We start from the raw sequence: 14,779 nt of genomic DNA, 5'->3' as shown, positions 1-14,779 counted from the left end.
ATATAAGGGAATAAAGATTTGTGTTATATCTGGCAGAAGTTAAAGCCCAAACAAGAGGGTTTGTTGGTGGTTACAAGACAGAATTAAAATTATTAACCTCTCAAGCAATGGATCAAACTTGGACAGCCATTACAGGAGAGGATACTATTAACATAGACGCAATTAGTGAGCAAACCAGCAAAGGTACTCTTTACATTGTCAACCTAGATAATAACAAACAAATTCAGGGTTCACCAGAATTAGCAGGCTCTAGGATTGTGAACTATTTACGCCACTTTTCTCGCACCCTAGAAAAATCCAAATCCCAAGAAGAAGAAATCGAAGAATGGAAAGTTTCCCTACAAATTCAAGGGGAAGAAATTGCCAAACGACAAGCAGAATTAGATGGACAACAACAAAGATTACAAGAGCAAGAATCCAAACTTGCCCTCCTCGAGGAAGAAAAAAATAAATTAACCGCAGCTTGGGAACAACTAACCAACGAACAACAAAGACTTAATAATAATAAAATAGATCAAGGGGAAATCCGTGAAAAATTAGAATCAATTTCGGGAGCTATAAAAAATAATATTCCCCAACCACAAATGTTTACCCAACCCATCGAGGAAATAGTTTCAGGGGTAAACAATCAACAAGCAAAATTAGATGAATATTGGCGAGAATTAGAACATAATAAAAGTAGTTTAGAACAACAACAAAATGAACTAAACAACCAAAAGGAAAATTTTAACCAAAGACAAGAAGAATTATTGATGGCAAGGGAAAATTTAGCCAAAGCAAAGTTAACCCTACAAAATATCAACAGCCAACTACAAGAAAAACAAAGTCTGTTGCGTCAATTTAGTCTAACTAAAGAAGGCATCCACCGCCTACAACAGGAAATCTATCTCCTAGGAGACGATGGAGAAGAGCAACAAGTTGATCTTCAAACCCTAGAAACTATGCCCCTAGGGGATTTAGAGGCAAAAGTTAATGAAGTAAAAGAGGAAACCGCCAAGGTTGTTAACTTTGTTAATATGCAAGAAGAAGAATTAACCCTCCAAAGCGATGAAGTAAAAGACATTCAGCACAAAATGAATAACGCCAGTGAGGTTGATAAACTTAGTCTTGAAACCGAGTTAGCCGATGCCCAAGAAGCCATGAAACTTTTAAATGAAACTCTCGTGGGGCAAAGACGAAATCTCAAAAAACAACAAAAAGTATTGAATGAATATCTAAAAGTATTTAGTCGCCGTAAAGGAATTATTGATTTAGATTTTGCTGAGACAATTAATGTTAAACCTTTATTGGCAGAAGTAGAAGCTCAAAAGTTAGAAATTGATCAAAAAATTGAGCATTTTACTAATGAACTAAATCAACTACAACAAGCTCAAAAACAGGAACAAGAAACCATTAATTTTCAAGAGCAAAACTATCAACAAGCGGAAAGTCAACTCCATTCAAATCAAGAAAATGTTGAGAATTTATGTCGCCATACTACGGAAATACAAGCCAAAATAAACCTATTAGAACAAGCATTACATCCCATACAAGAGCAACTAAATCATATTAGGAATAATGCTCAAAAACTTCAATCGGATGTAGGGGAAATTCATACTAAGGTAGAGGCTCAAAATGATGCGATGAATGAACTACAATCTATGTTGAATTAGTTTGGTTAGAAAATGATTGATGCTAGTAATATCTTTTTAAATATTAAATATCTGTGGTAATCTAATGGTGTTGATTATCCTTATTAGGTAATGCCCAGATTTTTTCGATAATATTTTGTTTCAAGATTTTAATGAAAATTAGTGTTCCTGTTACATATAAGTATGTTTTAAATTTCACCGTAATTTTGCTCTCCTCCATGGGGATAAATCAAACTACATTTGCCCAAAATATTGAGCCAGAAAATAGACAACAACAATTTAATATTTCTCCAGAAATCATTGAAAATAGCCCTGTATGGCAAAAATGGGTGGAAGAAACTCCCGATTTATTAAATGAAATCAGAAATAAACCTAGTTTTCCCACTAGGGTAAGAATTGGTTATAGTGAATTTCCTTCGAATAATGGCATCGGGGGAATTTCTGTGGGGGTGGAAGATTTATTTATAGGAGAAACCCCTTTAACTGTTAGTGCCAGATATGCCACTTCTTTTAACAGGGAAGATAGTCAAGGAAATTCTTTAGAGCGTTCCTCATTCAGTGCCAATGTAAATTATTATTTATTACCATTGGGGGGTTATTTTAACGTTGCCCCCGTGGTGGGTTATCGCTCCATTTCAACTAATGGTTATAGCACTGATGGGTTAAACCTCGGAGTAAGAGTTGCTTTGCCATTGTCTCCCCAAGGGGCGGCGGATGTATTTATCACCCAAAATTTTCTTGGCATCGGAAGTAGTAATGAGGTGGGCATAACGGAAGTTACGGCGGCTTATGCTATCAATAAAAATCTACGTTTATCTACTCAAATTGAATGGCAAAATTCGGTACAACAATCGGATTCTCAGGTAAGTATTGGTTTAGAGTGGATGTTTAGAAGGTAATTAAATCAACTTTTTTTCTCGACTGGCTTTTTCTAACAAAGAATCGGCAAAGGCAAGGGCTTCGGTGGCAGAATGTCCCCCTGTAAGTTCGGCTAATTCGTCACGACGGGCGTTTTGCTCTTTGAGAGGGGTAATTTTAACGATGGTGCGAATATCTTTTCCTTCGGCGGTGTTAACTTCGGTGAGGTGTTTGGATACCCTGAAATGGTTATCTGCCATGGCGGCAACGAGGGGTTGATGGGTGACGCAGATTACTTGGTGTTGTTGGCTGAGTTTATGTAGTTTATGGGCGATCGCCTGTGCTACTTTTCCTGATACTCCTGCATCAATTTCATCAAAAATAAGGGTTTTAGGATCAACTTGAGTGCCTGTAAAACAGGATTTAAGAGCTAAAAGAAAACGGCTCATTTCCCCTCCTGAGGCTGTCATGGCAAGGGGTTGTAAGTCTTCTCCGGGGTTGGGGCTAAAATAATATTCTACTTGATCACAACCTGTAATAGAAGGTTTGATAGGGGTTAGGCGACACTGAAATAATACCTTTTCCATGCCTAGGGGTTTTAACTCCGAGGTGAGTTGTTTTTCTAATTTAGAGGCTGCCGCCGTGCGTAGGGTGGTTAATTTCTGGCATAAATCGAGGGTTTTGGTTTGAATTTGTTCATATTCTGCCTCTAACTCCTCGATGGAGCGCTCATTGCTTTCTAGTTGTACTAATTCTTCTTTTAATCCTTGGTGGTATTTTATCACCTCAGCTAAACTTGGTCCATATTTACGGCAAATACGCTTTAAAGTTCTAATTCTTTCTTCTACCTCCTCCAATCTATCGGGATCTCCTTCTAGCCCCGAACCATAGCTATGGATTTGATGTCCTGCTTCAACGATTTGATTGAGCGCCCCTTGCACCATTTCCAAAATACTGGTCAATTCTTTGTCGTAGTTAACCATATCCATTAACACGGCTTCTGCTTTCCCTAAAATATCGGCGGTGGCACTTTCTTCGGTTTCGCTTTGATATAAAAGGTTATAGGCTTGGTAACTTAACTGTTGTAACTCTACCACATGGGTTAGGCGATCGCTCTCTATTTCCAATTGCTCTAACTCGTCCCCATCCCGCAAGTGAATACTATTCAACTCCTTAATCTGATGCTTTAATAAGTCTAACCTTTGTAAGCGCTGTTGTTCCGATTGACGACGGGCAATGAGTGCTTGATGGGCGCTATCCATTTTTACAAAGGCTTCCGTTACCAATTTTCTTTGGGTTAATAACTTTTTGCCCCCATAGGCATCTAATAAATCCCGTTGGGTACCCATGGCAAATAATTCCCCCGTTTCCCCCTGCACTGTAATTTCTAAGAGGCGATCGCGCAGAGCCATGATAACCTGTTTATTAACTATCACCCCATTAACCCGACTACGGGAGCGAAAATTACCCTTTTTAAAGGTTAAATCCCGACTACATACCACCGTACCATCATGGAAAGAGTCCAACTCTTGCTCCTCTAACCATGCTTCTAAATTAGAATTACTATAAAAAGTACCCTCTACCACCGCCTTAGTCTCCCCATGACGAATCATGCGATTATTTGCCTTGCCCCCCAATACCACATCAATGGCATCCAAAATAATCGATTTTCCTGCACCCGTTTCCCCCGTTAAAACACTCAATCCCTGTCCTAACTCTAAATCTAAATGATCAACTAAGGCAAAATTATCAATACGAATGGAAATTAACATTAAATTCGATCTACGGTTATGTATCTATTTTAAGGGCGATCGGCAATTTGATCATTTCCCTCCCCATCACCAAAAAAATTACCAATTAAGTTGACGAAACATCTCCCATATAAGAAGATCAGGAAATATTGCAACAAAAATTAACAATGAGCAAAAAGTATAACGTATATGGCATGGGTAACGCTCTGGTGGACATGGAATTTGAAGTAACCCCAGAATTACTCACTCAACTAAAAATCGATAAAGGTGTCATGACCTTAATGGATGAGACACAACAACAACAAATCATAGAACAACTACCCCCCCCTTGTAAACAAGCCTGTGGAGGTTCAGCGGCCAATACCCTTGTTGCCATCAGCCAATTAGGGGGTAAAGGATTTTATAGTTGTAAAGTAGCCCACGACAATAGCGGTGCATTTTATCTCCAAGACTTAATTGACTGTGGTTTAGATACCAACCTCACCCAAGAAAACCGCCCAGAAGGCATTACAGGGAAATGTCTTGTATTAGTAACCCCCGATGCCGATCGCACCATGAACACATTTTTGGGCATTACAGGGGACTTAAGCACCGCAGAATTGAACCCAGAAGCCCTCACAAACTCTGAATACCTCTACATTGAAGGATACCTCGTCTCATCCCCCATCGCCCTCCAAAGTGCCATAGAAGCGAAAAAAATAGCCCAACAAGCAGGGGTAAAAGTATCCTTTTCCCTCTCCGATGCCAACATGGTAAACTTTTTCCGTGAAGGGGTAGAAAAAATTATCGGTGAAGGAGTCGATTTACTCTTTGCTAACCAAGATGAAGCCTTTAAAATGGCAAATACTGAAGATTTAACCCTAGCCGTGGATTACTTCAAAACCATTGCCAAAACCTTCGCCATCACCCTCGGCAAAAAAGGCTCATTAATCTTTGATGGAGAAAAACTGATAGAAATTCCCGCTCATCCCGTCACCGCAGTAGATACCGTAGGGGCAGGGGATATGTATGCAGGATGTCTTCTCTATGGCATCACCAACGGCTTAGACTATTCAAGCGCAGGAAAACTTGCTTCCCTCGCCTCCGCCAAATTAGTCACCAGTTTTGGGCCAAGGTTAACCACAGAAGAATTGAACAAAATTTTACAGGAAGTTACCAACTAAATTACTTCTAGCAGGGGGGTTAAACCCCTTGTCTTTTTGCTGAAAAAATCAAATTATTAGGCGTTACTGAATTAAGGTATCATTTTTAGTTTAGTTCGGCAACAGGTAATGGCAATAATAGTTCTAGTATTATATATTTGCTGTAGTTTAATGATGTTTCATAGCAAAAATAAGCAACACCAATTATTAAACCATTACAGTTTTTGAGAAATCAACCTGAGACAAATTTGCCCATCTCAAATCAGTATTATGGAGAGTTGCATAGTCTAAATTAGCACAGACTAGATAAGCCTTAGGCAAATGGGTATTAACCAATTGAGCATGACTAAGATTTGTTTTATAAAGATAAGCCCCCATCAACTCAGTTTCATAAAGGTTTGCATAGCTCAAATCTGACTCATTGAGGGTACACCCAATCATATTGGCTTCGCTCAAATTAGCTCGATTTAAATTTGCTTGAATAAGACAAGATTCTCTCAAATTAGCTAGTCTTAGATTAACCCCAATTAGATTACATTGATTTAAAATTGCTCCCCTCAAATCAGCAAAACGAAGATTACTACCTATTAAATTAGCCCTAGTTAAATCACAATTACTTAAGTTAGCACCCTCTAGGTTAGTGTTACTCAGATTAACTTCCGAAAAGTCAATTTTTATCTTATTTTCTTGCTCTAATTGTCTTAATTGATTCCATTTATCTATATCTGTTTTTAAGAGTTTATAGTCAATTTCCTTACTCATTCTAAAAAAATAATTGATGATGAATAATTAATAATTAAAATTTATTTTCTGGTGTCTTTATTATTCCTCAATACCCTTCAAACTTCCCCTACCTCCCATAGACTCAATAGCCGTTAGGGCAGCGGCGGCCCCTGCTTTGATGTCTCTTTCCGCACCGCCTAAATATAGTCTGCCAAAACTTCCCACCGCTTGAACATTCAAAATATTAATCAAAGCTGCTTTTTCTGCTTCATTAGCGGCTAAGGCGGCATAGGCAGCAGGTTGTACTTCTAATACGTATAATGTTTCCCCTGCCAAAAGCATCTGCCCTCGGCGGTTACGGTTAATAATTTGTGCTTGATAAGGATCAATATTACGAATAATTTGGCTTGATACTACCTTTGGTTTTAGGGAGTCTTCTTTTTTTACCCCCAAAGCATCTAAAATTGCCCTACCAGCCGCCTTCGTTTCTCCCTGATTGGTGGCATGAATCTCTAATAAACCATACAATCTTTCGACAAATTGGACTCCAGGGCGTACCACCGCAGACTTGAGGGCAACATCGGTAATGCGGTTAATTTCTATACCGGGGGATATTTCAATCCATAAAGAAGCGTCTCCTGGTAGGGGTAAAAATCCTAGGGCGACAGTGCCAATGTACGCAGCGTGTTGGGGTTGTAATCTATCTAAATATACATAACTACGTAATTCGACGCCCATTTTTTCCTTCTACTTCTTGATGTGCCAGTCAACAGTCATCAATTATACAGGAGTTTGAGACTCTCTGGACAAATGGTTGGGATGGACTAGATTTTGAGAAAATCAGATTTTTTTATTAATTGTTCATCATAAGCAAATTTTCAAGCAACTATTTTGTTACCCTCAGAGGATAGTTGATATATGATGTACTAGCTTGTGTCGATAGTTTTAAAAGCTATATTCAAAAAAGCATTTTCATTTGTTTCATAAACCTTAAGGTATTCATCGGTAAACATGACCTCTAATTCTAACTCTGAACAAAAATTTTACCCCACCATCAGACCTCTCGTTGCTACTTCTATTGATGGTATGGCCTTTAAAAATGATAGTCTCTATGCGATCGATTCTCGCAATGGTTATTTATTACAAATTAATCCCGAAACCAGTGTTTCTAAAATTATTAATAGTAATTATTGGCGAGATTTTATTGGGGCGAGGGGGTTATGTATTACCGACACAGAAATATGGTTTGTGACTCAAAGTAGTGTTTACTATACTCTGATTGAGTGGGTGGAAAATGAGTTAAAAATTATCTCTGCCCCTAAATATTTTTTCAGTCTTTCTTATCCTTGCAATGGCATTGCTATTTGGGAAAAGACTATTTATATTACTTGCCAGAAAACTGGCACTATTGGGGTTTATAGTAAGGATGACGGTAAGGAAATTACTCGATTTTATGCTCCGGGTATTGGTGATGAAAATATTACTGTCCATGGTGAGGAAATATGGTTATCGGATAACCTTGAGCAAACGGTTTATTGTCTGGATAGGGCAACGGGAAAAACTAAGTATAGTATTCTTACTCCTTTTGAGTATCCTAGTGGGTTGAGTTTTTATGAGGATAAGGAGACAGGAGAATATGTTTTATATATAGCTTACACAGATCAAGAACCCTACATCCGAGATAATCCAAATGCTGAACCGAATCATGAGTTATTATACCGCGATCGCACCTTCATCCATCCTTTATATTTTAAATATGACTCGGAAAATAAATATACCCTTTCCAATGGGTTTTTAATTGAAATGAGTTATCTGGAGGAAGTTTCTCCTTTGGATGACATTACCTTAAAGGATTTAGAATGGCGTATTGCCCTACCCACAGAAAGCCCCCGTCAGAAAATCAAAACCATTGAGGCGGTGGGATTACCCTACATTGAAGAAGACTATGATGGGCAAAGGGTAGCACTATTTAAGTTTCCTGAGTTTAACTCCCATGAGCGTTATGTTTTTGGTTGGCGCGCCGTGGTGGAGGTTTGGAGTATTAAGCATCAAATTACCCCCCGTGATTGTGAAAGTTTACCTCCCCTTACCCCTGAATTTGAGACGAAGTATTTGATTGATGATGATGATTTATCCATGAATACGGAGATTATTTTGAGGGCATCGGAGGAGGCTAGGGGTAGCGAAACCAATCCCCTTAGAAAAATGTATAGTATCCGTAACTACGTTTACGATCGCCTTTCCTATGGTATAAAACCCCATATTGATACCCCCGATATAGTCTTGAAAAGGGGGGTAGGCTCTTGCGGTGAGTATTTAGGCTTACTATTAGCCCTCGCTCGTCTTAATGGCATTGCCTGTCGTACGGTGGGACGGTATAAGTGTCCGATGAAGGTACTACATTTTAATACTCCCCTAGTACCCGATTTTAACCATGTGTGGATGGAGTTTTATTTACCTAATATTGGTTGGTTGCCCATGGAATCAAACCCCGATGACTTGGATGATGGGGGCCCCTATCCCACCAGATTTTTTATGGGTTTATCGTGGTATCACATGGAAATGGCAAAGGATATGCCTTTTGAAACTCTCATCAGTGAGGGTTTACCCGTGAGTAAGGAAAAAACTTCTATTGGGCAGTTGGCTATTAATCATGTCACTTTTAATGTTCTTGAGGAGTTACAACCTTAGGGCAGAAATGGGGAATGGTGTTACTTACCCAATACTTGAAATTATACTATGGGCGATCGCCCTTGAAGCCCCCGCCGAGCCAATTCTTTCCAAACCATTCTCCCGACAATCCATTAAATATTGACTATCTTCCACCATTTCCATAATTTCCCTAGCCCCTTGACTAAACATCAAATCTAAATCTTGAAACTCATTAACCGTGCGGACGTTAATTCCTAAATAGCGCATTTGAGCCTCCGCAAAACGATAAGTAAATTGAGGGCCTTGCCCGATGATTTGTACCACAGGTTTACCCAGTCCAACCCCTTGCTCTACAGCTGTTCCCGCCATTCCCAATATCACATCACTTTTTACCAAAATCTCCGCAAAGGTATGATAAAACAACTCAATAACAACATCTTTCCCTTTAATTTGTTTAATTAAAATAAACTTTTCTGGCTTATTTCGTAGAGAAATATAATCATTTTTTTCAACATTTTTAAACTCATTAGCAAAATAAAAATTCCAACCCAAATTTTTAGCAATTACCGCTATATCATTGTGAATAATATCATTAACTAAAGCCCCACAAAAACGCCAAGATTGAGAAGATAAAGCAACTAATCTTTCACATACTTGAATTTGTAACTCCAAATTTCTGAGGGCTTCAGGAACTCGACTCCCTGGCAACAGAGCCACCATTAAAGCATTAGAATCATTAGTAATGGGATTACCCCCATAGTCGCAACTAAGCCTGTCAGAATTATGTTTTAAAGCATCCATAATAGGATAACCATGGCAACTAACCTTTTTAATGCCCTGTCTTTGTAAATCCTTAGCCGTATAATTATCCTTAGTAAGAACCCCCAAACACAAAGAAGAATTTAGTAAAAAGCGACTAAATAATGGTAAACCTAACTTACCCTTATCACTATAATAACTGGTATATGCCACTAAAAAAATATAAAACTTTCTTCTTATTAAAAAGCATAATAATAACGGTAAAATATCCCCTACTCCCACAAAAATATCATACTGATTCCTAACTTTAAATAAAGTCAATATTTGACGCAAAGTAAGACCTATTAACCCAGCCCATAAATCCTTAATAAAATTGAAAGTATTAAGATAAAACATACCCCCAGAAGGCATAGTTAAAGTAGGTACCACCACCGTAAAACCCTTACTGAGATAACTTTTTCCTTGACCAACTATGGGGAAAGCATCTACTTGCAAACTAGGATCAATATCCCGTAAAGCCTCAGCGATTAAACTACCATTTAAATCCTCTCCATGACCATTACTAATAACTAAAACTTTTTTCATAAATCAAAATTTACGGCAATTTATTGTCAAACCAATCATTAAAATGAACTAACTAACAATCACTAAATTATCTCGATGAATAACCGTTTCCGCTCCCTCATAGCCCAGTATTTTGTTAATGTGCTGAGATTGTTTCCCCTTAATTAACTGCAATTCATTACTACTATAATTCACGATACCCCGTGCTATTTTTAAATTATTTAAAGAGTATAAATCCACCGCATCCGCACTGTTAAAATCTCCCTCTACCCGTACAATTCCTGCGGATAGTAAAGACTTTCCTTGCTCACAAATAGCCTTCAGCGCCCCATCATCAAGATATATTTTACCCGTTGACAGTAAACCATTCGCAATCCAACGTTTACGGGCATTTTCTGGTCTTGGCTGAGGTTCAAAACGAGTACCGATCGCCCTTCCTGCTAGAATATCAATAATATTAGTAGGATTTTTACCATTGGTAATAACGGTTGTCACCCCTGCCCCCGTAGCGATGCGTGCCGCCGTAATTTTAGTCATCATGCCCCCTGTACCCCAACTGGTGCCACTACCCCCCACGCTAATATCTAAATGGGATAATTCATCACTGGCCACCAAATCAATGGGAGTAGCAGAAGGTACTAATCGAGGGTCAGCAGAATATAGTTTATCAACATCGGTCAACAAAAACAACCAATCAGCCCCCACCAAACTAGCTACCAAAGCCGAGAGGGTGTCATTATCACCAAATTTTAATTCATCCGTTGCCACCGTATCATTTTCATTAACAATGGGAATTACCCCCAAGTCTAATAAAGCCTGAAAAGTATTATGGGCGTTAACATAACTGCTTCTTTCCTTAAAGTCATGGCGAGTGAGTAAAATTTGGGCGATGGGTTGTCCTAGATTATTAAATAAATCATCATAAATACGAATTAAGCGCCCTTGCCCCACCGCAGCTATAGCTTGTTTTTGGTTCAAATTTTGGGGGCGTTTACTAATGCCTAACCTACCGCAACCCACTCCCACTGCCCCGGAAGATACTAAAATGATTTGGTTTCCCTGTTGTCTCAAGTTGGTAAGGGTTTCTACTAGGGTGGCAATGGTGGACAGAGCAAGGCTTCCTGTTTCTGGAACTGTTAAACTAGAAGTGCCTATTTTGATGACGATAATTTGACTCATTAAATGACCGAATTTGGGTAAGCTGAAGTTAGGGTGTGTTGATTACAAAATAATCCTACACGAATTATCCACTATTTATTTAATCCATCAAGATTTTTGTTTTCCCTCTGTTGTCTATTATTCTACCTATGCCAATTTATTACTACTGGGGTGAAGATGATTTTGCCATGAATCGGGCGATCGCCCTTATAAAACAAGATAAAATAGATCCAAACTGGGTACAGTTTAACTACGAAAAAATAAACGGTGACAAAGAAGACAATATCCGACAAGCCTTGATGGAAGTGATGACTCCTCCCTTCGGTAATGGCGATCGCCTTGTACACCTTGAAAATACAACCATATGCCAAAGCTGTGGCGAAGAATTATTATCCCTACTACAAAACACCCTACCCCAAATCCCCGACACCAGCCATTTATTACTCACCAGTAGAAAAAAACCCGATGCCCGCATCAAAAGCACCAAACTAATAAATAAATATACCCAAATAAAAGAATTTTCCCTAATACCCATCTGGCAAACCGATATTCTCATCAAAAGAGTAGAAGAAACAGCCCAAGAAAAAAACATTAAACTAAGCCCCCCCGCCATCAAAACCCTCGCCACCTGTGTTGGTAACGATAGTCGGCTACTATGGCAAGAATTAGACAAACTAGCCCTTTATCAAGGAGATAATCCCCAACCCATCAGCCAAGAAACCGTTAACGCCCTAATTAACGTCAGTAATCAAAACAGCCTGCAACTAGCCCAAGCAATCCTCAAACAAGATACAGGAAAAGCCCTGCAACTAGCCCAAGAATTAATCAACCTCAACGAACCAGCCCTGAGAATAGTTGCTACCCTAGTAGGACAATTTCGCACCTGGGCCATGGTAAAAACCGTCATCGAATCGGGGGAAAAAGACGAAAAAAAAATCGCCCACCAAGCCGACATTAGCAACCCTAAAAGAATTTATTTCCTCAGAAAAGAAGTTAGTAACATTTCTGCCCAACAATTACAATCTACCCTCCCCATCCTCCTCGACTTAGAATTAGGCTTAAAAAGAGGAGAAATCCCCCTCAATGCCCTCCAAAAAGCCATCATTCAACTAACAAATTTATAGTAACCATTAATCTTTTTTCCAGAAAAATAAGCAAAAAGTCAGCAATAGTTGTAATATGTTTTATTATCAAATAAAAAAAGCGCAAGTGGCGGAATTGGTAGACGCGCTAGATTCAGATTCTAGTGTTCTTAAGGACTTCCGGGTTCAAGTCCCGGTTTGCGCATCTTTTTTGCACCATAGGGCTAAATCAAAGTAACATAATGTTAAGCTGATCTAGTAGAATGTTAGATGATAGTGTAAAAAAGCAGACCAATCACGAAAATAGAACCAAGCAATATGTCAGGCGATTATTACCAAATCCTCGGAGTCTCCCGTGATGCGACCAAACAAGAAATAAAAAGAGCTTATCGACAACAAGCACGAAAATATCATCCCGACGTAAACAAAGAAGCGGGGGCAGAAGATAAATTTAAAGAAATAAATAAAGCCTACGAAGTGCTTTCTGAGCCAGAAACTAAGGCCCGCTATGATCGTTTTGGAGAAGCTGGAGTCAGTGGTGCTGGGGCAGGGGCTTCAGGCTTTGATCCCAATGATATGGGCGGTTTTGCCGATATATTTGAAACCTTCTTTGGCGGTGGTTTCGGTGGCGGTGGTGGTGCGACTACAGGCGCCCGTCGTCGTGGCCCGGCCAGAGGGGATGATCTCAGATTAGACTTGAGACTAAAATTCCGTGAGGCGGTTTTTGGTGGTGAAAAAGAAATCAAAATCCCTCACCTAGAAACCTGTGAGGTGTGTAATGGCACAGGGGCGAAAAAAGGTAGTGGGGTAAAAACTTGTCCTACTTGTAATGGTGCAGGGCAGGTACGTCGGGCTACCCGTACTCCTTTTGGTAGTTTTGCTCAGGTAACGGTATGTCCTACCTGTAATGGAGAAGGACAAATTATTGAGGAAAAATGCGAGTCTTGCGGTGGACAGGGTAGAAAACAACAAAACAAAAAATTGAAAATTACCATCCCTGCGGGGGTAGATAATGGTACTCGTCTCAGGGTAACAGGGGAGGGAGATGCTGGTACCCGTGGAGGTCCGGCTGGAGATCTTTATGTTTATCTCTCGGTGGAAACTGATAGTCAATTTAAGCGAGATGGTAATAATATTTACTCGGAAATTACGATTAGTTATTTACAAGCAATTTTGGGTTGTCGTCTCAAGGTAGCTACCATTGATGGGGATGAAGAAATTGCAATCTCTGCTGGTTTACAACCTGATACGGTGATAACTCTCCGTGATAAAGGAGTACCGAAGTTAGGTAATTCTGTTAGTCGTGGGGATCATTTAATAACGGTTCATGTGGAAATTCCCACTAAAATTAGTTCTGAGGAAAGAGAGTTATTAGAAAAACTAGCTCAAATCAAAGGAGATCATACTTCTAAAGGAGGTTTTGAGGGTTTCTTAGAAAGTATTTTCCATAAGAAATAATCATATTTTTTTTACAAAAAAAGTAGGGTGGGTGTGGCCCACCTTTCCCCTTTTATTGATTCACCAATGCCTAATTATTTAATCTTCCTTTAAATTTCATTAATTCATAAAGTTTTACCCCGATTTGATATTCATATTGACTGAGTAAGCGTCCATAAATATAACCTGCTTTACCATCTAAAAATCCTAAGCGAATAATATAAAAGAGAATAAAACGCAACAAGGGTTTGAAGGGTAATCTTACCCATATTTTCTTAAGAAAACGCTTTCTTTGTACCGCATCACCAAATAAGTTTGCTCCAATGGTACCTTCATCATTTTGACCTGTAAGAAAGTTGTAATATACCCTAGCTTCCCAGTTAGAGTAGCGATTATGACGGGCTAGCCATTCGTAAATGTCCCGAAAGTCGATATGGAGCATATCATTGTCTAAGTAGCCTACTTTTCCGTCGAGAATGACGTGTTCATGAACTTCGTTATCCCCTGTGTTTTTTATTTCTTCGGTGTTTAGGTTTTCGTAACGTCCTAGTTTATGTTTGAATAGTCTTAAATTCCAGTCGGGATATTTACCCCCATGGCGAATCCATTTCCCTAGGAAGAATACTTTTCTATTGAGATAGTACCCTTGGTAGGTTTCATCTTGAATTTTTTCGGCAATTTCTGCCCACAGTTCGGGGGTGATTCTCTCATCACAATCCACAATTAATACCCAATCATTTTTGAAGGGTAGGTTTTCCAATGACCAGTTTTTTTTCTTGGGAGATGTGCCATTATAGTGAAACTGTACTACTTTTGCTCCTTTTTCTTCGGCAATGGCTACGGTGCGATCGCCACTTTGGGAATCTACTAAAAAAACCTCATCAGCATTGGCAACGCTATCCATACAAGCCTGAATGTTTTTCTCTTCATTTTTAGCAGGAATTAAAACAGATACAGGAATTTTTTTTTGTTCCGCTCCCATAACACAGGTTTTTTCTCTTTCAATTGGTTTCCCACATATT

At 39.1% G+C, this 14,779-nt stretch carries 12 protein-coding genes and 1 tRNA gene; 7 read left to right on the top strand and 6 right to left on the bottom strand.

What is annotated here, in order from left to right; genetic code table 11:
• Positions 1-20: 20 nt before the first annotated feature.
• Both hmpF and ACXITR_RS06425 read left to right on the top strand, forming a co-directional pair.
• Positions 21-1,652: a pilus motility taxis protein HmpF gene (gene hmpF / locus ACXITR_RS06430; protein WP_457996405.1), complete on the top strand. Its 1,632-nt coding sequence runs from the start codon at positions 21-23 to the stop codon at positions 1,650-1,652.
• Between the two features lie 131 nt (positions 1,653-1,783).
• Positions 1,784-2,530 carry a hypothetical protein gene (locus ACXITR_RS06425; RefSeq protein WP_457996404.1) on the top strand — a complete coding sequence of 249 codons (747 nt, stop codon included), beginning with the start codon at positions 1,784-1,786 and terminating at the stop codon, positions 2,528-2,530.
• Here ACXITR_RS06425 and recN read toward each other — a convergent pair whose 3' ends face one another.
• Complete coding sequence (recN, locus tag ACXITR_RS06420; protein ID WP_457996403.1) at positions 2,531-4,261, bottom strand: DNA repair protein RecN; 1,731 nt, start codon at positions 4,259-4,261, stop codon at positions 2,531-2,533.
• Between the two features lie 146 nt (positions 4,262-4,407).
• Between recN and ACXITR_RS06415 the strand changes: the two genes are divergently transcribed.
• Positions 4,408-5,403 carry an adenosine kinase gene (locus ACXITR_RS06415; RefSeq protein WP_457996402.1) on the top strand — a complete coding sequence of 332 codons (996 nt, stop codon included), beginning with the start codon at positions 4,408-4,410 and terminating at the stop codon, positions 5,401-5,403.
• Positions 5,404-5,589: 186 nt separating this feature from the next.
• Here the strand turns inward: ACXITR_RS06415 and ACXITR_RS06410 are convergent, their stop codons facing one another.
• Positions 5,590-6,144, bottom strand: coding sequence for a pentapeptide repeat-containing protein (locus ACXITR_RS06410; protein WP_457996401.1), 555 nt, complete (start codon positions 6,142-6,144; stop codon positions 5,590-5,592).
• A gap of 60 nt (positions 6,145-6,204) precedes the next feature.
• Positions 6,205-6,843, bottom strand: a complete 639-nt coding sequence (locus tag ACXITR_RS06405; protein ID WP_457996400.1) for a hypothetical protein — start codon at positions 6,841-6,843, stop codon at positions 6,205-6,207.
• Positions 6,844-7,116: 273 nt separating this feature from the next.
• On the opposite strand from ACXITR_RS06405, the gene ACXITR_RS06400 reads away from it, so the two are divergent.
• Positions 7,117-8,796: a transglutaminase domain-containing protein gene (locus tag ACXITR_RS06400; RefSeq protein ID WP_457996399.1), complete on the top strand. Its 1,680-nt coding sequence runs from the start codon at positions 7,117-7,119 to the stop codon at positions 8,794-8,796.
• Positions 8,797-8,820: 24 nt separating this feature from the next.
• Here the strand turns inward: ACXITR_RS06400 and ACXITR_RS06395 are convergent, their stop codons facing one another.
• Both ACXITR_RS06395 and proB read right to left on the bottom strand, forming a co-directional pair.
• The gene (locus tag ACXITR_RS06395) at positions 8,821-10,101 is read right to left on the bottom strand and encodes a lipid-A-disaccharide synthase-related protein (protein WP_457996398.1); all 1,281 of its coding nucleotides are present in this window, start codon (positions 10,099-10,101) and stop codon (positions 8,821-8,823) included.
• Between the two features lie 48 nt (positions 10,102-10,149).
• On the bottom strand, positions 10,150-11,259 hold the full coding sequence (gene proB / locus ACXITR_RS06390; protein ID WP_457996397.1) for a glutamate 5-kinase: 1,110 nt from the start codon (positions 11,257-11,259) through the stop codon (positions 10,150-10,152).
• A 128-nt stretch (positions 11,260-11,387) separates the two neighbouring features.
• Here proB and holA point away from each other — a divergent pair, with 128 nt between their 5' ends.
• The 3 genes from holA to dnaJ all read left to right on the top strand — a co-directional run bounded on the left by holA (position 11,388) and on the right by dnaJ (position 13,778).
• Positions 11,388-12,362 carry a DNA polymerase III subunit delta gene (gene holA / locus ACXITR_RS06385; RefSeq protein WP_457996396.1) on the top strand — a complete coding sequence of 325 codons (975 nt, stop codon included), beginning with the start codon at positions 11,388-11,390 and terminating at the stop codon, positions 12,360-12,362.
• 79 nt (positions 12,363-12,441) lie between these two features.
• A tRNA-Leu gene (locus ACXITR_RS06380) sits at positions 12,442-12,525 on the top strand.
• 113 nt (positions 12,526-12,638) lie between these two features.
• The gene (gene dnaJ / locus ACXITR_RS06375) at positions 12,639-13,778 is read left to right on the top strand and encodes a molecular chaperone DnaJ (RefSeq protein ID WP_457996395.1); all 1,140 of its coding nucleotides are present in this window, start codon (positions 12,639-12,641) and stop codon (positions 13,776-13,778) included.
• Positions 13,779-13,848: 70 nt separating this feature from the next.
• Here the strand turns inward: dnaJ and ACXITR_RS06370 are convergent, their stop codons facing one another.
• Positions 13,849-14,739, bottom strand: a complete 891-nt coding sequence (locus ACXITR_RS06370; RefSeq protein WP_457996394.1) for a glycosyltransferase family 2 protein — start codon at positions 14,737-14,739, stop codon at positions 13,849-13,851.
• Positions 14,740-14,779: the final 40 nt, after the last annotated feature.

This window comes from Cyanobacterium sp. (assembly GCF_054166785.1).
Note: the sequence above shows the minus strand (reverse complement) of the source record. Positions and strands in the feature narration are given on the sequence as shown.